General features: G+C 61.6%; 18 protein-coding genes. 8 read left to right on the forward strand and 10 right to left on the reverse strand.

What is annotated here, in order from left to right:
- Nucleotides 1–9 precede the first annotated feature (9 nt).
- The 7 genes from AMC88_RS10770 to AMC88_RS10800 all read right to left on the reverse strand — a co-directional run bounded on the left by AMC88_RS10770 (nucleotide 10) and on the right by AMC88_RS10800 (nucleotide 7,631).
- Entirely contained in the window at nucleotides 10–516 is a 507-nt protein-coding gene (locus AMC88_RS10770; RefSeq protein WP_029531198.1) for a winged helix-turn-helix transcriptional regulator, read from the reverse strand.
- A 63-nt stretch (nucleotides 517–579) separates the two neighbouring features.
- A complete protein-coding gene (locus AMC88_RS10775; protein ID WP_012483804.1) occupies nucleotides 580–1,113 on the reverse strand; it encodes an NUDIX hydrolase in 534 nt (177 codons plus the stop codon).
- Nucleotides 1,114–1,243: 130 nt separating this feature from the next.
- A complete protein-coding gene (locus AMC88_RS10780; RefSeq protein WP_010024576.1) occupies nucleotides 1,244–2,071 on the reverse strand; it encodes an inositol monophosphatase family protein in 828 nt (275 codons plus the stop codon).
- Nucleotides 2,072–2,116: 45 nt separating this feature from the next.
- Complete coding sequence (locus AMC88_RS10785; protein ID WP_012483805.1) at nucleotides 2,117–3,178, reverse strand: ABC transporter ATP-binding protein; 1,062 nt, start codon at nucleotides 3,176–3,178, stop codon at nucleotides 2,117–2,119.
- Nucleotides 3,175–5,406, reverse strand: coding sequence for an ABC transporter permease (locus AMC88_RS10790; protein ID WP_064825259.1), 2,232 nt, complete (start codon nucleotides 5,404–5,406; stop codon nucleotides 3,175–3,177). The genes AMC88_RS10785 and AMC88_RS10790 overlap by 4 nt, the downstream gene beginning before the upstream one ends.
- 88 nt (nucleotides 5,407–5,494) lie before the next feature.
- Nucleotides 5,495–6,520: an ABC transporter substrate-binding protein gene (locus AMC88_RS10795; RefSeq protein ID WP_012483807.1), complete on the reverse strand. Its 1,026-nt coding sequence runs from the start codon at nucleotides 6,518–6,520 to the stop codon at nucleotides 5,495–5,497.
- A 118-nt stretch (nucleotides 6,521–6,638) separates the two neighbouring features.
- A complete protein-coding gene (locus AMC88_RS10800) occupies nucleotides 6,639–7,631 on the reverse strand; it encodes an ABC transporter substrate-binding protein (RefSeq protein WP_064825260.1) in 993 nt (330 codons plus the stop codon).
- A 235-nt stretch (nucleotides 7,632–7,866) separates the two neighbouring features.
- Here AMC88_RS10800 and AMC88_RS10805 point away from each other — a divergent pair, with 235 nt between their 5' ends.
- Together AMC88_RS10805 and AMC88_RS10810 are read left to right on the forward strand one after the other, a co-directional pair.
- Nucleotides 7,867–8,607 (forward strand): response regulator transcription factor, encoded by a 741-nt coding sequence (locus AMC88_RS10805; RefSeq protein ID WP_041683629.1) that lies wholly within the window; start codon nucleotides 7,867–7,869, stop codon nucleotides 8,605–8,607.
- On the forward strand, nucleotides 8,604–10,706 hold the full coding sequence (locus AMC88_RS10810; RefSeq protein WP_064825261.1) for an ATP-binding protein: 2,103 nt from the start codon (nucleotides 8,604–8,606) through the stop codon (nucleotides 10,704–10,706). The genes AMC88_RS10805 and AMC88_RS10810 overlap by 4 nt, the downstream gene beginning before the upstream one ends.
- On the opposite strand, the gene AMC88_RS10815 is transcribed toward AMC88_RS10810, so the two are convergent.
- A complete protein-coding gene (locus AMC88_RS10815; protein WP_064822021.1) occupies nucleotides 10,703–10,996 on the reverse strand; it encodes a hypothetical protein in 294 nt (97 codons plus the stop codon). The two genes, AMC88_RS10810 and AMC88_RS10815, sit on opposite strands and share 4 nt — an antisense overlap.
- Before the next feature lie 395 nt (nucleotides 10,997–11,391).
- Entirely contained in the window at nucleotides 11,392–11,580 is a 189-nt protein-coding gene (locus AMC88_RS10820; protein ID WP_016733059.1) for a hypothetical protein, read from the reverse strand.
- A 209-nt stretch (nucleotides 11,581–11,789) separates the two neighbouring features.
- Here AMC88_RS10820 and AMC88_RS10825 point away from each other — a divergent pair, with 209 nt between their 5' ends.
- The 6 genes from AMC88_RS10825 to AMC88_RS10850 all read left to right on the forward strand — a co-directional run bounded on the left by AMC88_RS10825 (nucleotide 11,790) and on the right by AMC88_RS10850 (nucleotide 17,428).
- Nucleotides 11,790–12,185 carry a hypothetical protein gene (locus AMC88_RS10825; protein WP_064825262.1) on the forward strand — a complete coding sequence of 132 codons (396 nt, stop codon included), beginning with the start codon at nucleotides 11,790–11,792 and terminating at the stop codon, nucleotides 12,183–12,185.
- A 183-nt stretch (nucleotides 12,186–12,368) separates the two neighbouring features.
- On the forward strand, nucleotides 12,369–13,199 hold the full coding sequence (locus AMC88_RS10830; RefSeq protein ID WP_064825263.1) for a metallophosphoesterase family protein: 831 nt from the start codon (nucleotides 12,369–12,371) through the stop codon (nucleotides 13,197–13,199).
- Nucleotides 13,196–14,389 carry an ABC transporter ATP-binding protein gene (locus AMC88_RS10835; protein WP_064825264.1) on the forward strand — a complete coding sequence of 398 codons (1,194 nt, stop codon included), beginning with the start codon at nucleotides 13,196–13,198 and terminating at the stop codon, nucleotides 14,387–14,389. The genes AMC88_RS10830 and AMC88_RS10835 overlap by 4 nt, the downstream gene beginning before the upstream one ends.
- Nucleotides 14,382–15,305 carry a carbohydrate ABC transporter permease gene (locus tag AMC88_RS10840; RefSeq protein WP_064825265.1) on the forward strand — a complete coding sequence of 308 codons (924 nt, stop codon included), beginning with the start codon at nucleotides 14,382–14,384 and terminating at the stop codon, nucleotides 15,303–15,305. Before AMC88_RS10835 ends, AMC88_RS10840 begins: the two co-directional genes overlap by 8 nt.
- Entirely contained in the window at nucleotides 15,302–16,138 is an 837-nt protein-coding gene (locus tag AMC88_RS10845; RefSeq protein ID WP_064825266.1) for a carbohydrate ABC transporter permease, read from the forward strand. Before AMC88_RS10840 ends, AMC88_RS10845 begins: the two co-directional genes overlap by 4 nt.
- 24 nt (nucleotides 16,139–16,162) lie before the next feature.
- Nucleotides 16,163–17,428: an ABC transporter substrate-binding protein gene (locus AMC88_RS10850; protein ID WP_064825267.1), complete on the forward strand. Its 1,266-nt coding sequence runs from the start codon at nucleotides 16,163–16,165 to the stop codon at nucleotides 17,426–17,428.
- Between the two features lie 65 nt (nucleotides 17,429–17,493).
- Here the strand turns inward: AMC88_RS10850 and AMC88_RS10855 are convergent, their stop codons facing one another.
- Nucleotides 17,494–18,474 (reverse strand): substrate-binding domain-containing protein, encoded by a 981-nt coding sequence (locus tag AMC88_RS10855; RefSeq protein ID WP_064825268.1) that lies wholly within the window; start codon nucleotides 18,472–18,474, stop codon nucleotides 17,494–17,496.
- Nucleotides 18,475–18,544 lie beyond the last annotated feature (70 nt).

The raw sequence follows: 18,544 nt of genomic DNA on the forward strand, positions 1-18,544 counted from the left end.
TTTTCCTCTCTATGCGTCGATGCCGAGATACCAGGCACGCATGCGGGCGATCCGCGCACGTACCTCGTCATCGGCTGCAGGGCCTGCAAGCAGGCTGGTGTTTTCGGGTGTCACTTCTTCGCCGGTCCGTGCGTCGACCAGCATGGTCTGACGCGCTCTGCCGGAGGCGGCGTCGCTGAGAAGAAAGGCGAGATCCTCTTCCGGAATGTGGCGGCTTCCCCAGGAAAACAGCGCCATCAGCACCGGAAAGAAATCGCGGCCCTTGTCCGTCAGCCGATATTCGTAGCGGGCAGGGCGCTGCTGGTAGAGCCGTCGTTCGAACAGCCCCTGATCGGTCAGATGTTTGAGCCGCCGCGTCAGGATGTTCGGCGCCACGCCGAGGCTTTTCTGGAATTCATCGAAGCGCGACAGCCCCTGGAAGGCATCACGCACTATCAGAATGCTCCACCAGTCGCCGACGCTGTCGAGCGCGCGCGCCGCCGGGCATTTGAATTGACTGAAGCTAGTCCGTTGCATGATGATAGTCACTACATTAGCGACTATCATAATGCAAGTTACTTCAATGAAGGCTGACTGCCGTCAGCGAGGATCGCGCTTTTTGCGACCGCGGACTTCAAATTCGACGAGCAGCGACTTGAGTTCGATCTCGCGAACGCGTCGTGCCGCTTCATCGGGGCTGACCCATTCGAGAATACGCTGGCCTTGCTCCTTGAAATCGTCGCTGATCTCGGTGACTTCAACCTGAAACAAATCGACGATGCAGGGGGCTACGTCACCATCGTCGAGTTCTTTCAGATAGGTATAGCGGCCGACCGGCTTTTTCCTCACCGCCCCGCGCACGCCGGCTTCCTCCCAGGCTTCGATCGCCGCCGCTTCAAACGGTTTCTTCCCTTTCATCGGCCACCCTTTCGGAATGACCCAGCGCGCACTCTCGCGCGATGTGATCACTAGGATTTCGATCCCCGGTCCATCATCGGCGTAGCGGAAGCAAATCGCGCCGTATTGTTGGCGGAATGCACCTGAAAACAGCTTGGCAGGCACGGCGGCGAGTTGCCGCAGCAATGGCTGAGACTTGTCTGGTCGAGGCTTGCTGCGTTTTCTCGGCGTCTTCATGGCGATTGGGGATTGTTGAAATTGCTGATTCTTCACCCGCCTGAGCGTGTCGATGGCAGATTATGACAATCGCTTGTATGCGCAACCATCCGCCGTTGTCAGCCGTGCCCTCGCCGCCACGTAGCCTGCTCTACAATGCGGCGCTATTACCGTCGCGTAGAATTGAATTGTGAACCGCCAACAGCTCCGGATAGGCGGAAACGTTGCTGGCAAGGACGGGATGCCCCTTGAACAAATCTTCGCCTTCGGTCGGGAAGGGCAGGTACCCGCCCCCAGCTTCTTTGACCAGGCAATAGCCCGCCATGCAGTCCCAAGCCCGCATGTGAGGTTCATAATAGCCGACGAGACGCCCTGCAGCCACATAGGCAAGCATCAGCGCTCCGGAGCCGTTCCGAATGAACGTGCCGCCGCTGGCGAGCAACGCTGTTATGATAGCGCCGACAACGTCCGGAGCCACATGCGTATTGCAGCCGATACCCGTCATGGCGTTCTGTATTGTGCGGGAGGGATCGAGTAAAAGCGTCTCGCCATTCAAGCTCGCCCCAAGGCCAAGAGCTGCGGCATAAAGCTCGTTCGCACAAGGCACCTGGATCACGCCGACGACCGGGACGCCCTGGTGCAGGACAGCGACCGATACGCACCAGGTAGGCATGCCATTGACGAAAGGCGCGGTGCCGTCGATAGGATCGACAACCCAGGTGTAGCCGGAACGTCCCGCTTGATGGCCGAACTCCTCGCCAAGGAAACCGTCCTCGGGAAGTGCTGCCGCAACCTGCTCGCGCAGGAAGGTCTCGACGTTGCGATCCGCGATCGACACGACATCCTGAAGATCGCGCTTTGTCTCGATCACGAGAGTCTCGCGCTTATTGAAATAGTCGAGCGCCAAAGCACCAGCTTCCGCCGCAAGGGATTTGGCCAGGGCGAAGCGTCGTTCCAGGTCGCTGTCATGCATCGTCATATTGCTATCCTTTATTCGCATTCCAAATGTTTCAGGCCCAAATGTTCAGGCATTGATCAGCGCAATGCCACGGTTTTCGAACCCGAGTGTAACATCGCTCGCAGGCGGCAGGTTTCTGTTGACGGCATGGTCGATGATGAAGAGCGTTCCGACATCGGTTTCGATCTCATATTCGACATGTCCGCCGAGATAGGCACTATGGAGTACGCGTCCCGACAGGCCCCGCTGGCCGGCTGCCGCTATGGTGATCGATCCGGGCCTGACAGCGAGTTTTGCCATGCCGGGTTTTGCGCTGCGGCTTGGCAAACGATGGTCCACACCGGCCACGCGGACAAGCGCCTCCGTCCCTTCGACGCCGATCACCTCGCAAGGGATGACATTGGCCTCGCCCATGAAATCGGCGATGAAGGACGATGCCGGCGCTTCATAGAGCTCACGCGGCGTCCCGGACTGGGCAATCTCACCATCCTTCATGACAATGATGCGGTCGGACACCGCCAGAGCCTCATCCTGGTCATGGGTGACGTAAACGGCGGTGAAGCCGAGCCGTTGCTGCAGTTCGCGGATTTCCGTGCGCACCCGACGGCGCAGGCGTGCATCGAGGTTGGAGAGCGGTTCGTCGAGCAGCAGCACCTGCGGCTCGAGCACCAGCGCGCGGGCAACCGCGACGCGTTGCTGCTGGCCGCCGGAAAGCTCGGCCGGCAGGCGATGGCCCATGCCCGCAAGGCCGACGAGCTTCAATCCTTCCTCGGCCTTTTCCCGCGCTTCCTTCTTGCCGAGGCCCGACGACTGCAGACCGTAAGCGACATTATCCAGCGACGTCATATGCGGAAACAAGGCATAGGACTGAAACACCATCGAGACATCGCGCTCATTGGCAGGCAGCATGGTAACGTCGGCGCCGCCGATCAGAATACGCCCGGATGTCGGATGCTCGAGCCCGGCCAGCATGCGCAGCGTGGTGGTTTTGCCGCAGCCGGATGGGCCGAGCAAGGTCACCAGCGTGCCCGGCTCGATGGAGAGGGAAAGGTCGGGAATGGCCGTGAATGCACCGAAAGACTTTCGGACATTGTGAAAGGTGACGGAACCGGGTTTGACGGTGATCATGCGGTTTTCTCCTGACCGAGAGGAACAGAGGGAGCTGAGCTGGTGCCGGCGACGCGATTTTCGCGGCGTAGGCGGCGCTCGCCGACGACGAGCTGGAAGCCGGCGATGACAATGCTCATCACCACGATCAGCATGGATGAATAGGCGATCGCTACGCCGTATTCGCCATTCTCGACGAGGCCGACGATATAGGACGTGGCCATGTTGTATTCCGCGCTGACGAGGAAGATGACGGCGCTGATCGAGGTTATGGCGCGCACGAAAGAGTAGACCAGGGCGGCGGTGATGGCTGGCCGCAGCAGCGGCAGGATTACCTTGCGGATCGTGCGGAAACTGTCCGCACGCAAAGTCAGCGACGCCTCGTCCAGGCTCTTGTCGAGCTGGCTCATCGCCGCGATCCCGCCGCGAACGCCGACCGGCATGTTGCGGAAGACGAAGCAGAGGATGAGGATCAGCGCCGAGCCGGTCATCTCGATCGGAGGCAGGTTGAAAGCCATGATGTAGCTGACGCCGATGACCGTTCCGGGGATGGCGAAGCTCATCATCAGCGCGAATTCGAAGACGTTCCGCCCGACGAATTTCTGCCGTACGATGATATAAGCCGTGAGCAGGCCCACCGCAGCGGTCAGGGGCGCGGAGACGAGCGCGATTTCCATCGTCGTCCAGAAGGAGTTCCACGCCACGCCGGTCCACGCGACCCCCCCATTGTCGAGACCGATCGAGAAGGCGCGAGCGTAATGGTCGAGCGTCAGCGAGTTGTCGAGGCCCCAGGTTTTCACGAAGCCGCCGACCAGGATCATTCCATAAACGATGACGGTGAAAATCATCCACGGAACGACCACCGCATGCACGGCAATGGAAAGGCCGCGCGGCAACGCGATATGAGCGCCGCTCTCGCCCTTGCCGGTGACCGTGGCAAAGCTCTTGCCCGATAGCCAGAGACGCTGAGCGAGGAATGCCGAGAGCGTGAAGCAGAGCAGCACGATGGCAAGAACGGCCGCGCGCGACGGATCGTTCTGCGATCCGACGACCGCAAAGAAGATTTCCGTCGAAAGCACGCCATGCGTGCCGCCGAGCACGAGCGGATTGCCGAAATCGGCCATGCTCTCGATGAACCCGATCAGGAAGGCGTTGGCGAGACCCGGCTTCATCAGCGGCAGGGAGACGCGCCAGAACGTGCGCCAGCGACCGGCACGCAGGGTCTGCGATGCCTCCTCCATCGACGGGCTGACGCCTTCGACGACGCCGATCAGGACGAGGAAGGCGATCGGCGTAAAGGAGAGCACCTGGGCGATCCAGATGCCGGTGAGCCCATAGAGCCAGCGGCCTGGCTCGATACCCAACAGACTGGACAAGGCCTCGGTAATGACCCCGGCGCGGCCGAACAGCAGCGTCAGCGCCAGGCCGATGACGAAGGGCGGTGTGATGATCGGCAGCACCGTCAGCAGGCGCAATCCCTTTTTGAACGGAAAGCGCGTGCGCGTCGCCACCAGCGCAAAGCCGAGGCCGAGCAGGGTCGAGCCGGAAGCGGTCATGATGGCGAGAAGAAGCGTGCGCCAGGCAACGCCGCAACGTTCTTCACCCGCTATGCAGCCGAGGCTCCAAATGCCGGGGTCCTGAATGTTGCGCATAAGGCCATCCGGATTGAAGGAGCCGTCGAAGTCCTGCACCGAAGCGATGAACATGCTGCCGATCGGGTAGAAAACGAAGATGGTGACCAGAAACGCGAGGATGCAAATCGAGCCGACGATGAAGGCATCTCCCTTCATCACCCCGCGTTCGGCCAGTCCGAACGCAAAGAGGAGAACGAAGACGAGCGCTAAGAGGACCGCGCCGGCACCCATCGACGGCTGTCCCTCGGATAATATGCCGAACAGGTTTTCACTGATTGCCCAGGTCCAGCCGGAAAAGCCGATCGCCAATCCCTGCAGAGAGAGGAAGACGAGGCCGACGGCGCCGAGCGAGGCGAGCAAGGTTCCGCGCCGCATCGGATCGCGCACCAGGCGCGCCAAACAGCCGAGCAGAAACAGTAGGACCACGCCGGCAAGCCAGGTTCTTCCATGCTGCAGGATTTGCAGCAGCCCGGGCGCCGTATCGGCGGAGAACGGGAATGCAGACAGCCACTTGAATCCGAAGAAGCCGCCCTCGATGCGATACCACGGGACCAGGATCAGGGCAGCCGCCCCCAGGCCAAGGACGATGTCCAATCGGCGATTGCCACGTCTCATGGCATACCTCGCTTATTTCACGTTGATGAAATGGGAGAAGGGAGAGGCACCCCGGATTCGTCCGGGATGCCGCGCCACTCGTCGATCGTCAGTTGGCAATGGCGCCGACTTCCCGGTCCCAGCGCTCCAGCAGGGCCTTGCGCTTTGCCGGATCGCCATAGGTCTTGAAGTCGTAGTCGATCAGCTTGATGTCCTCGAACTTCGGCGCTTCCTTCGGCACCTCCGCCGATTTGTTCGACGGCAGCTGGAAGGACTTGGCATCCTTCATGCGCGATTGCACTTCGGGCCGCAGCGCCCAGTCGTACCAGACCTTAGCGTTGTCGAGATTGCGGGCGCCTTTGATGATCGACATGGAGCCGATTTCATAGCCGGTGCCCTCGCATGGCGCGACGGACTTGACCGGAAAGCCTTCGGCAGTCTGGGCAACGGCGTCATGCATGAAGACGATGCCAAGCGCCGTTTCGCCGCGCGCCGCCGCCTTGACCGGAGCCGATCCGGACTTGGTGTATTGCGAGACGTTGGCGTTCAGTTTTTTCAGATAGTCGATAGCCTGGTCTTCGCCCATGATCTGTACCAGAGAAGCGAGAGCCGTATAGGCAGTGCCCGAGGAGTTCGGATTGGCGATCTGGATTTCGCCCTTCAATTCCGGCGCCAGGAGATCGGCCCAGCAGCGGGGCTCCTTGTAACCCTTGGTCTTGAAGATCTCGGTGTTGTAACCCCAGCCGAGCGCACCGGCGTAGACGCCGACCGTCTTGAAGCCGGTGCTCTCCGCCTGCTTCTTTGCCCAATCCTGCAACTGGTCGAGCATCGGCGACTTGTATTCCAGCGTCAGGTTTTCCGATGCTGCCTGGACATGCGGATCCCCCGTGCCGGCCCACCAGATGTCGGTCTTCGGGTTGCGAGCCTCGGCGCGTATCTTTGCATAGGTCTCGCCCGACGACAGGCGCACCATATTCACCTTGATGTCGTGAGCCTTTTCGAAGTCGCCCTGCATCTGCTCGCAGATGACGACATCGGCCGAGCAGATGAGGTTGAGTTCGCCGGCGGCCTGGACCGAACCGGCAGCCAGCGCCGTTCCGGCAAAGAGAAGCGTGGAAAGAACTGTCAGTCGCATGGGTATCCTCCTGTTGCTTGCGTCTGAGAGGGTGTTGGGTCAGCGGCACAAGCGCTGCCCGTCGCGGCGCGTCGATCGCACCGTGTTGTCGAGTGTCGGATGGAAGTCGGATCCCGGCCTATTGGGTCGGGGAGATCTCGGTGTCGAAGCGGGTCAACAGCCGACTTCGCTCGTCGGACAGGCCGAATGTTGCAAAGTCATAATCCACCATCTTGATCATGGTGATGTCGGGCGCGGCCGGCGGCAAAGCCGCTTTGGCGTTCGACGGAACCTGGTTCTGGCCGGCCGCAGCGCCTGTCGCCTGGCCTTCGGGACTGAGGGCGAAATCGACGAATGCCTGGGCGGCTCTGGCATTGCGGCTACCCTTGACGATGCTGACCGCACCGATTTCGTAGCCCGTTCCTTCGCAAGGAGCGACGATGACCAGCGGCGCGCCTGCCTCCTTCAGGGTTACCGCGTCATGCATGAACGAGATGCCGATCAGGACTTCACCGCGGGCGGCAGCCTTTACCGGCGCCGAGCCGGACCTGGTATACTCGACGATATTGCGGTTGAGGGCGGCCATGTACCGGAACGCCTCCTCTTCGCCGAGGAGCTGCACGAGTGTGGCCAGCATTGTGAAAGCCGTTCCGGAGGAATTCGGATTGCCGGACTGGATATGGCCGCGATAGGCCTCTTTCGTCAGGTCCTGCCAGCAGGTCGGGGCCGGAAGCTTCAGCGCTGCGAGGAGATCGGAATTATAGGCGAAACCCAAAGCTCCCGCATATATGGCGGCCGACCGGGAGCCGGACATAGCAAAAAAGTTCTGCGCCCAAGGCAGCATATCGTGTTCATGGTCGGGCTGATACCGATCGAGCAAGTCCTCTGAGGCAGCCTGCAGATGGGCATCACCGGTTCCACCCCACCAGACATCCACTGTCGGATGGGATTTTTCGGCACGGATCTGATCGAGTATGTCACCGGTGCTCTTGCGAACCATCGAGATATCGATACCCGCGCGGGTTTCGAACGCTTTTTCCATGGCCATGCACCAGGCTTCGTCGACGCCGCACAGGACGTTCAATCGCGCCTCGCTCATGCCTTGGCTTGCGCCGCACAGCCAGAAAGCCATGCCCGCAGCAAAAGCGGTCAATATCCTCACGCAAGCCTCCCTTGGAACCTCCCGTTCCAATCTCCACAGCCAGCATGTCAGATCTTCGCGTCACCGCAATCGAAGAATGGTTACCGATTTTTCATCGCCGGGCGGAGCGACGTTACATTCATTACAAATGTGACAAACCTCATCATCAGAGTGTCTTTGAACATTGGCGGCGGCGTGCCTATGATGGCGCCGGGAGGATCAAGCGGTGCTGAATCAGAAGGTGCGAATTCTGATCGTCGAGGACGATCCGGATATGGCGGAACTTATCTCCGATCTCGTCGAGGCCGAGGGGTGGATTCCGACCTGCGCGGGGTCCGCCGAGGAGGCGACCGATATCCTGGCGCGAGAGCAGATGCATCTGGTGCTTGTCGACCATAACCTGCCACGGACATCCGGCCGAGCGTTCGCCCAAAAACTGCGGTCGGAGGCCAATATCGGCATCGTCATGGTGACGGCCGCCGGCAGTGCCGCCGATCGTGTCCTCGGCCTGGAAACCGCTGCGGACGATTATGTCGTCAAGCCATTCGAACCGATCGAACTGACGGCCCGCATCAAAGCCGTCTTGCGGCGAACCGTGCCGTCGCTGAAACAGGAAAAGGAGAGTGAGCGGGAGCATGAACGTCCCTCTCTGCTGCTTGGCGATTGGGCCATCGACCTGATGGGCCGGCAAGCCGTCTGCCTCGCCGACCGCAGTAAAACGCTGACGACGGCCGAATTCGCCCTGCTTGAAATCCTTGCGCAGACCCCCAACCAGCCGGTGAGCCGGGCGCAGATCCTCGATCGGCTTGGCTCGGAAAGCGATCGCTACATCGACCGCAACGTCGACGTCCTGGTTCTGCGGCTCCGGCGGAAAATCGAACGCAATCCCGACCTCCCGCGCCATATCAAGACACGACGCGGAAAGGGCTATGTCCTGCACACCGGCGACGGCGAGCCGTCCGCGTGATCAGCCGCTCCTTTCTGTCGTCGATTGCCTTTCGCTTGCCGTTCGCGATTGCGTTTATCTGCTTTCTGGTGTTCAGCCTGTCGGCGATCGCAATCTACGGGCTGCAGCGCGCCCGTGACGAGATGGCAGCTTATGGCCTGCAGGCCTTCACGAGCCTCGCCAAGGCCTCGCTCGTTTCCCGGCAAGTCTCCGATCTGGTGTCGAGCGCGCCCTTCCTGATGAACTCGACCTCGCCTTACCGGGTGGCGAGCGAGAGCCGCGCTGTCGTGCTGCAGGTCGACAGCCTGCTGAAGACGGCCGCGCCTCATGGAGCTGACGAGGCTGCCCGCGGCTTTGCGAGCCCGAGGATGGTTGAGCTTCTCGATCTTATCAGGACACAGACGCTTGTGCTCGCCAGGGACGCCGACGCCGCCCAAAATCACAAGGCTGAAGCTGCCGCGGCGCTAGGGGAGGTGGCGACCGGCAAAGGCATCGTCGATCACGAGCTGCGCCGTCAAGTGAATGGAATCGTGCAAGCAGCTTCCACCTCCGACAGTCTTTTCCAGCTCGGTGAACTTCGCAGACGATACGTGGCAGATACGACGGCCGCGCAGGGCAAAACCGAAGCCGATTTGAGGATTTCGCCTGCCGAGCTCCAGCCGTACGAGCGTGTATTCGAAGCTCAAACGCGATACCTCTTGAACATGTTTGCGATCCGGGCGGCGGTGGCAAAGCTGCATGCCGTCTCCCGCGACCTCTCCCATGCAACGGAGACGCAAAGTGATGCAGTTGCACGCCAACTGAACGACGATCTGCTTTCGACCTCCGATGCCTTGAGCCGGCTGCTGGTAACCGTGGCCTTGGCTTTCCTGCTCGTCCTCGTCATGGCAATATTCTCCATCCGGTCGGTCATGCGTGTGTCACGGGCCATCGTGGCGCTGTCGAACGGCATGAATGCGCTCGCCAAGGGCGAAAACGAAGTGGGTCCGCCAGCCTATCATGGAAATGAAACCGAGCTTGTGCGTCTGCTGGACGCCTTCCGCGCCTTCAAGGACAGCGTGGATCGTGTGTCTCGATTGAGACGCACGGCAGAAGCCGCCGCTCGCACCATCCGTTCAACCTTTCGCAATATGAACGAGGGGATTGCGCTTTTCGACAGGATGGGGCGACCGATCACCATGAACAGGCGGATTATCGAACTGTTCGGCCATTCGGGTTCGGCGCGCAAATTGCCGCTGCGCCGATTTGTCGAGCCAGTGCCGGAGATCGATCCCGCTTTGTTGCCCTCCGATCCGGAGCGCGGCACTCTGTTGGAACGTGCAGTCGTCCGCCATCGCACCGGCGACCAGCGGGTAATCGAGATCTCCATGTCAAGACAGCCGGAGGGCGGCATCGTTCTTCTGGCACGCGACGTCACGCTGATGGATCGACAGGAGGCGGAAGCGGCAAAGGTTCAGCGACTGGACGGCATCATGCGCATGACGCATCAGGTGAGCCACGAGGTGGGCAACATGATCGGCATCATCACCGGCAGCCTCGGCCTTCTCGAGCGTGAAACCGGCTTCAACGATCGGCAGAAACGCAACATTGCGCGAATTCGCAAGGCTGCCGAGCGAGGACGGTCGTTGGCCGGCAGCATGCTGTCGATCGGCAGCCAGCAGCCATTCCATCCAAGCCGGGTGGATGTCGCCAGCCTCCTTCGCGGAATGGCCGATATTCTGGAGATCGCGGTCGGCGCAAAGTGCCATATCAAGTTGGAACTGGATGCCGGGCTGCCGGTCGTATCGCTCGACGCGGCTCTCTTGGAGCAGTCCGTTCTGAACCTCTGTCTCAACGCTTCGGCAGCGATGCCGACAGGAGGCGTTATCATTATCGGTGCAACGGCAACCAGAGACACATTGCTGATCTCGGTGACCGACAACGGCATAGGCATGAGCCCAGAGGTCGTAGATAGAGCTTTCGAACCCTACTTCACCACACGAGGCGTACATGGTGGAGCAGGGCTTGGCCTGGCCATGGTTTACGGCTTCGTCCGTCAGAGCGGCGGAGAGGCATCTATCTGTTCCTCTCCCGGGCAAGGGACGACCGTCAAGCTCAGCTTTCCCACAGATTTGCGCTAGTTCGCATCGCTGCCGAAAATCCGTGCGAGCAGGATGCCGGTGACGAGCATGCCGGCCGCCACGAAGATCGTATCGCCCGGCGTGCCGATATAGAGCGGCCCGATATTGGCAAACAGCAGGAAGGCGACGAGGAAATTCGCCCAGCCCCAGACGACATTCGCCGTCGGCGAACTGGGCATTGCAAAAGGAGTGCGGAAGCGCTGGCCGCTGACGCCGTTGACGAAATGCGGGATGCCGTTGGTCAGAAAGGCGGCCGCAATGAAATGGGCGATATAGGCGATCCAGGGCAAGGGCTTCTCCGTTGCTGCGAGTGGCGTCAACGGAGAATGTGGCCGGCAATGTGATGCCGGCAAGAGGAGCCTGGAAAAACGCGTTCGCGCAATATCCCGTCCCCTGGTTCACGACGAAAATCGGGTCATTGCCTTTCATCGCTGGAACGACGGCGAAGAGTTTCTCGTCGTGGGATCATTGAACGGTGCTCTCTCCGATGACGGCTACTGGCTGCACAGCGAACGGGTGGCGGATGGTCTTGGCAGGAGATCTTCGATACTGACGCCGACCAATATAGCGGCTGGACATCGGCAATCGCGGAGACAAGATCAGAACCACGGGAAAGCGCTGCACGCCGGATTGGCTGCGTCGGGCGTGCTGGTCTCCCGCAGGCTTTGATGGGAGGCGGGAGCGGTCAGGCGAAGCCGAGCGGCAGGTTTTCCAGTTTCCTGTCGGCGCCGTAATCGCGCTCATGTGACGAGCGGCGGCGGCCGCTGCGGCGCGAGGAAAGATCGATACGGTTTTCGGCGAAGATTCCGTCGGCATAGGTGCCGGTATCAGGACAATCGGCGTCGATCTCGGGAGCAAAGATTTTCAGGATCATCGGGGTTCCTCCACGGCGCAGCATCAACACGCGGAAAGGCCGCGTGGTTCCGATTATAGAAGTCGAATTATTAATAAATTAACCATAAATGCCGGCCAAGAGTGAGCTGGTGCGCCCCGGCGAAGCATGCGACCCGATTGAAATGCTATGCTCGCTGGAACTCCTGATGTTGCTTCGCCGTTGATCCGGCATGAACACAGGAGGTTTCCATGCAGCTGATCGATACACGCGTGACACAGTCCGGCGACTTCATCACCGTCGAATTCCTGGGTGAGGGAGGAGAATCGGTTTCCGTCAAAATCGATAATTCCCATGGCGAGCTCGACAGCTCGACGGCGCTCGACCACGCCAAGGTGATGATGGTTCAGCTGACTGCCTTTCCCGGCCGCAACGCCGACGGCAGCATCAACCGTTACGACGCTTTGAGCAACGGCAACTTCGATGAAGGCAGCAAGGGTTTGGTCGGCCAGCCGAGCGCACGTTCGACCCATGACCGTGAAACGCTGGAAGAGGAGCTGAACGAAGGCCTCGAAGATAGCTTTCCGGCAAGCGACCCCGTTTCTGCAACCGTCTCGTCCATTCCCGCCAACGCGCCGCGGCACTGATCTCCGCGAACCCTGCCGATCGCCGCCCCATTCTTGGGGCGGTCCGAGCCTGCATGACGGATTGATGTCAAAACTGAAAAACAGCTGAAAACCGCGGATGTCTGATTGACATGCGAGCCTTCTAGAGAGGGCCCGAGAAGGGAGCGTCCATGACGCGCTTCCAGGTCTCGGAGACGCGCCCTCATGAAAATCATTCAGATCACCGACACGCATTTCAGCCCCAGCAAGCCGCATTTCAACGGCAACTGGGCGCCGCTTCTGAGCTGGATCGAAGCGACTGGCGCCGACCTGATCGTCCATACCGGTGATCTCACTGTCGACGGCGCCGACAAGGACGAAGATATTACCTTCTCGATGGATCTGATGCGCCAGGTGTCGATCCCGATGCTGATCGTCCCCGGCAATCACGATGTCGGCCATCTCAAGGGATCCGACCAGCCCGTCAATGCCGAGCGGCTGGCCCGCTGGCGCAGCCTTGCCGGTGACGACCGCTGGCTCGAGGATGCGGCTGGCTGGCGCTTCATCGGCTTGAATTCGCTGCTTCTCGGTCATGAGGATGACGAGGAAGAGGCCCAGTTCGAATGGCTCTCCAAGGCGCTCGAAGACAGGGCAGGGCGCCGCGTGGCTCTCTTCGCGCATAAGCCTCTGTTCGTCGATGCACCCGATGAAGGCGATACCGGCTACTGGAGCGTTCGCCCGGCTCAGCGCCGGCGGCTTTACGATCTGATCGCAGCCCATGACGTGGCGCTGTTTGCCAGCGGCCACCTTCATTGGGCCTGGCAGGGTCGTTTCGACAATACCCAGCTGACCTGGGGTCCGTCGGCTGCCTTCATCATCGACAAGATGGAGCGCGAGATGCCGGGCGAGCGCCTGATCGGCGCCGTCGTCCACGAGTTCGACACGTCGGTCGAAAGCGAGATTGTCGCCGTTCCCGGCATGACCGCGTATGTGCTCGACGATGTCGTGCTCGAGGTCTATCCCCAGGCGGTCAAGCAGCGGGAACCTGTCGAATGAGCGCGCTCTCGCTTCGCGGTATCACCAAGGCCTTCGGCGGCAACCAGATCCTTAACGGCGTCAGCCTCGATGTCGGCGCCGGCGAATTCATCGCGCTGGTCGGACCCTCCGGCTGCGGCAAGAGCACGCTTCTGCGCGTCCTTGCCGGCCTCGACCATGCCGATCGCGGTGAGATCCTGATCGGCGGACGAGATATGTCAGGCGTGGCGGCAGCCGAGCGCAACATCGCCATGGTCTTTCAGTCCTACGCGCTCTATCCGCATCTGACGGCATCTCAGAATATCGCCGTGCCGCTGGCGATGCGCCGGCTGTCGAGACTGGAGCGGCTGCCTTTCGTGGGGTCGCTCATTCCAGGCCAGCGCGCCACGCGGACGGCGATCGCCCGCGACGTCAAGGAAATGGCGACCTCGCTGAAGATCGACCACCTGCTCGACCGCAAGCCCGGCCAGATGTCGGGCGGCCAGCGCCAGCGCGTGGCGCTCGCTCGGGCCATGGTTCGCCAGCCGAGCATCTTCCTGATGGATGAGCCGCTGTCCAACCTCGACGCCAACCTGCGCGTCCACGCCCGCGGCGAGATCGTCGACCTGCACCGCCGCGCCGGCGTGCCGACGCTTTACGTCACCCATGACCAGGCGGAAGCGCTGTCGATGGCCGACCGCGTCGCGGTGATGATGGGCGGCCGATTGCTGCAGATCGCAAGTCCTCAGGTCATCTATGACGATCCGGCCCATATCGAGGTCGCCCGCTTCATCGGTCAGCCGCGCATCAACCTGCTTCCAGCCTTTGCGGAAGGCGGCGTCGTTCTCTGCGGTGGCCTGCGGCTGACGCTTGAAAATGCACCCGCAGGCAAGATGCCGGTCACGATCGCCATTCGTCCCGAATTCGTCTTTCTCGCCAAGAGCCGGCATGACGGCCTTGCCGCCCGGATCGAACGCCTCGAATTCCTGGGCTCCGAAGTCATCCTCCATTGCCGGCTCGATGCGATCGGCGAGACCGTCATCGCCAAGGTACAGCCGTCCGAAGCCTCCGGGCTTGCAGCGGGCGATGCCGTGGGGCTCCGATTGTCGCCCGGCCGCACGCTGGTCTTTGCCGAGGACGGCAGCCGGCTCGCCGGCGGCGATGCCGAGCTTGCTGGTGATGCCGGGCTTGCTGGTGATGCCGTTACCGAGCGGGAGAGGGCGCATGGCTAGTCTCGCCTCGATGGCCATCCCTGATCAGTCCGCCCTTGCCCATCGCCGCAGCGAGGCCCGCATCGCCTGGATGCTGGTGCTGCCGGCGATCGTCCTGCTTTTTCTCTTCGTGCTGTTGCCGGTCGCCGCTGTCGTCGTGCTCGGCTTTACCGATTTCGAACTGGGCTACGGCAAGTTCCGTTTTGTCGGCTTCGAGAATTACGCTCACCTGATCACCGACCGAACCTTTCGCAAGTCGCTATGGAACACGACGGTCTATACGGCAATCGTCGCGCCGGTCTCGATCCTGCTCGGGCTCGGCATCGCCTTGCTGATCGAGAGCGAGACCGCGGCCCGCAGCGTCTTCCGCACCGCCTATTTCCTGCCGGTCGCCTCGCTGATCGTCGCCATGGCGACCGTCTGGCAATATATGTTTCACCCGACGATCGGCCCGCTCAATGCGCTGCTGACGCTTGTCGGTCTGCCCGGTCCGAACTGGCTGGGCAGCTCCGGCACGGTGCTTTACAGCCTGTCGATCATCGGCGTCTGGCAATCGGCCGGCTTCAACATGGTGCTCTTCTTGGCCGGACTGACGGCAATCCCGCGCGAGCTTTATGCGGCCGCGGAAGTGGACGGCGCAAAATCCTCGCTCGACCGCTTCCTGCTGGTGACCTGGCCGATGCTCGGGCCGACGACGCTCTTCGTCATCACCATCAGCATCACCAATGCGGTCAAGGTCTTCGAAACGGTCAAGATGCTGACGGATGGCGGCCCGAACAAGGCGTCGGAGGTGCTGCTCTTTACCATCTACCAGGAAGGCTTCGTCTATCTGCGCGTCGGTTATGCCTCGGCGATGACCGTGGTGTTTCTGCTGATCCTGGTGGTGCTGATGTTCCTGCAGTACCGCATTCTCGACCGCCGGGTGCATTACACATGACGACAAGCGCTTTTTCCCTCGGCAGGGTGATCCGCCTGAGCCTGCTTTCCCTCGGCGCGATCGTCTTCCTGTCGCCCTACGTCTTCATGATCTCGGCGGCCGGCAAGACGCAGAGCGACATTTTCACCTCGTCGCTGTCGCTCATCCCCACGCATCTCGCCTATATCGAGAATTTCGCCAAGGCCTTGAGCCGGGTGCCGATGGCGCGGCTCCTCTGGAACGGCGTGGTCGTCTGCGGACTGATCTTCTTCTTCCAGGTGCTGGTGGCCATCCCCTGTGCCTACGCCATGGCGAAGCTGCGCTTCGCCGCCGCCCGCGCCATGATGGTGCTTGTCATGCTTGGCCTTCTCGTGCCGATCCATGCGACGGCGCTGCCGCTTTATGTCGCCTTCGACCGCGGCGCTCTGCTCAACAGCTATGCCGCTCTCGTCGCGCCTTTTACCATCTCGGTCTTCGCGATCTTCATGTTCCTGCAGTTCTTCCGCGCCATGCCGGATGATCTCATCCATGCCGCCCGTCTCGACGGCATGTCGGAACTCGGCATCGTTGCCCGCGTCATCGTGCCGAATGCCTGGCCGGCGGTTACCGCCTTCGCCATCTTCTCGGTCGTCGCCCATTGGAACGATCTCTATTGGCCGCTGATCGTCATCAGCAAGCAGGACTATGCCACGCCGCCGCTCGGGCTGATGTATTTCCGCGCCGCCGAGGCCGGCGACGACTACGGCGCGCTGATGGCCGCGACCCTCATCATTACCCTTCCCCTCGTCGCCGCCTTCCTGCTTGCGCAGAAGCGTTTCGTCGAGGGCATCACCATGACCGGTCTCAAAGGCTGACCGGCTTCACCAGGAGAACGAGCGATGAAACATATCACCCAGCTTCTCGCCGCAGCGGCCGTATCGATGGCAATCGCGCTTCCCGCGCATGCCGAGACCACGCTGACGGTCCATTACCCGATGCCGGGCTTCTTCAAGGACGTGATGGACACGATCTCGAAGAAGTTCATGGCTGAGAACCCCGATATCAAGATCCAGTTCGCCAGCCCCTCGGCGACCTATGAAGAAGGCATCCAGACGATCCTCCGCCAGGCCGGCACCAGCGAAATGCCCGATATCACCTTCATCGGCCTGAACCGCTTGCGCATGCTCGACGAACGCGATGTCGCCGTCGACCTCGGCCCGCTCGTCAAGAAAGACGGCAACATGGCCGAGCAGGGCTTCTCCGACACGATCCTCAAGCTCGCCCAGGTCAAGGGCAAGCAGGTCGGCCTCGCTTTCGCCACCTCCAATCCGATCATGTATTACAACGCCGACCTGGTGAAGGCTGCCGGCGGTAACCCCGACAATCCGCCGAAGACCTGGGATGAGGTCATTGCGCTCGGCGGCAAGATCAAGGCGCTCGGCAACGGCGTCGACGGCATCGATTTCCGCTGGCAAGGCGACGACTGGATGTTTTCGGCTCTGCTCTTCGGCGCCGGCGGCAAGATGCTGAGCGACGACGAAAGCAAGGTCGCCTTCAACGGTCCGGAAGGCCAGAAGGCCGTCGAGGTCCTGCATCGCCTGGTCACCGAAGGCGGCATGCCCGTCTTCACCAAGCCCGCCGGCGAGCAGGCCTTTGCAGCCGGCAAGGTCGGTTTCGAGTTCCAGACGACAGGCGCACTGCGCAACACGATCAAGAATGTCGGCGACAAGTTCGATCTGCGCACCGCCAAGATCCCGCTGATCGATCCGGTCAATGGCCGTCTTCCCACAGGCGGCAACGCCGTCGTCATCCTGACCCATGACGCCGCCAAGCAGGACGCCGCCTGGAAATTCGCCAAATTCGCCGCCGGCCCTTATGGCGCCTCGGTCGTCGTGCCCGGCACCGGCTATGTCCCGAACAACGAGCTTGCCGCCAAGTCGGCAGACTATCTTGGCGATTTCTACAAGCAGAATCCGCTGTTCCAGGCGGGTCTCAGCCAGATGCCGGTCATGATCCCCTGGTATGCCTTCCCCGGCTCGAACGGCGTCAAGGTCACCCAGACGATCGTCGACAACCTCTCGCGCATCGTCGACCAGTCGGCCGAGCCGAAGGAGGCGCTCGACGATGCAGCCGCCGATGTCGAAGGCATGCTGCCGCGCAGCTGATCGCTTTCCGCGTCAGAAGAAGGGCCGCCACGCCGAGCGCGCGGCGGCCTTTTATTCCGGGTGGTTTAGATGGCACGCACTGTGCCGCCGCGCCGCAGCGTGTAGGCGACATCGAGATGGCGGGCAGGGGCGGCATTCTCCGCCATGTCGAGCAGCAGCGAGGCGGCCGTCGCGCCCATGCTGGCATCCGGCATTTCGATGGTTGTCAGCGGCGGATCAATCAGGCGGCCGATGGCGATGCCGTCGAAGCCGGCAACCGACACGTCCCCCGGCACCGATAGCCGCTCGCGCTTCAGCGCGCCGATGACGCCGAGCGCCAGAAGATCGTTGGAGGCGATGATCGCCGTCGGCGATAGCAAGGTCATCGCCTCACTGAGATCGAGCTGGTCATAGTCGCCGACGAAGGAGATCTGGATAGCGTCAAGCGGTGTCAGGCCGTTCTCGGCCATAGCGTCGAGGTAGCCCTGGTAGCGAAGACGAGCGCGATCGGAGGCGGCGAAATTACCGGAGAGGAAGAGAATGCGGCGGTGGCCCATGCCGATCAGGAAGGTCGTGATCTCGCGGCCGGCGCCGCGATTATCGGCGGTGACGGCCGCCGGAAACTGAGGCGTCGGCAGGTTGTTGAGCAACACAGTCGGCGGCAGCTTGGGGAGCAGTGCCTCGCTCGTCGACGGGTCGCAGACGGTGAGGATCAGCCCGGTCGGTCGGTCGTTCAGCAGTGCGGCCACAGCATCGGCCTCGCGCGCCGGGTCGTAATTCGACTGGGCGATCAACACGCCATGGCCGGCCACCAGCATGCGGTTCTGGATGCTCGACAGCGACGAGGCAAAGACAGGGTTGGTGATGCTGGGGATCAAGACGCCGACTACCGGTCGGCGCCCGAGCCGCCCGACAGTATGGCCGGCCGGGCGATAACCAAGTTCGGCGGCCGCACGGCGCACCTTGCGCACCATCAGATCGCTGGCCGGTCCGTTGCGATTGAGGACCCGGCTTGCGGTCGCCAGCGAACATCCTGCCCGGAATGCGACTTGCTGCAATGTCGCCATCGAATGCGCCCTCCTGGTGACAGCGTCGAAGCGCAATCCTTTAGTCGGGCTCGATGACAGTGATCTGACA

Source organism: Rhizobium phaseoli, assembly GCF_001664385.1.
Taxonomy (GTDB): domain Bacteria; phylum Pseudomonadota; class Alphaproteobacteria; order Rhizobiales; family Rhizobiaceae; genus Rhizobium; species Rhizobium phaseoli.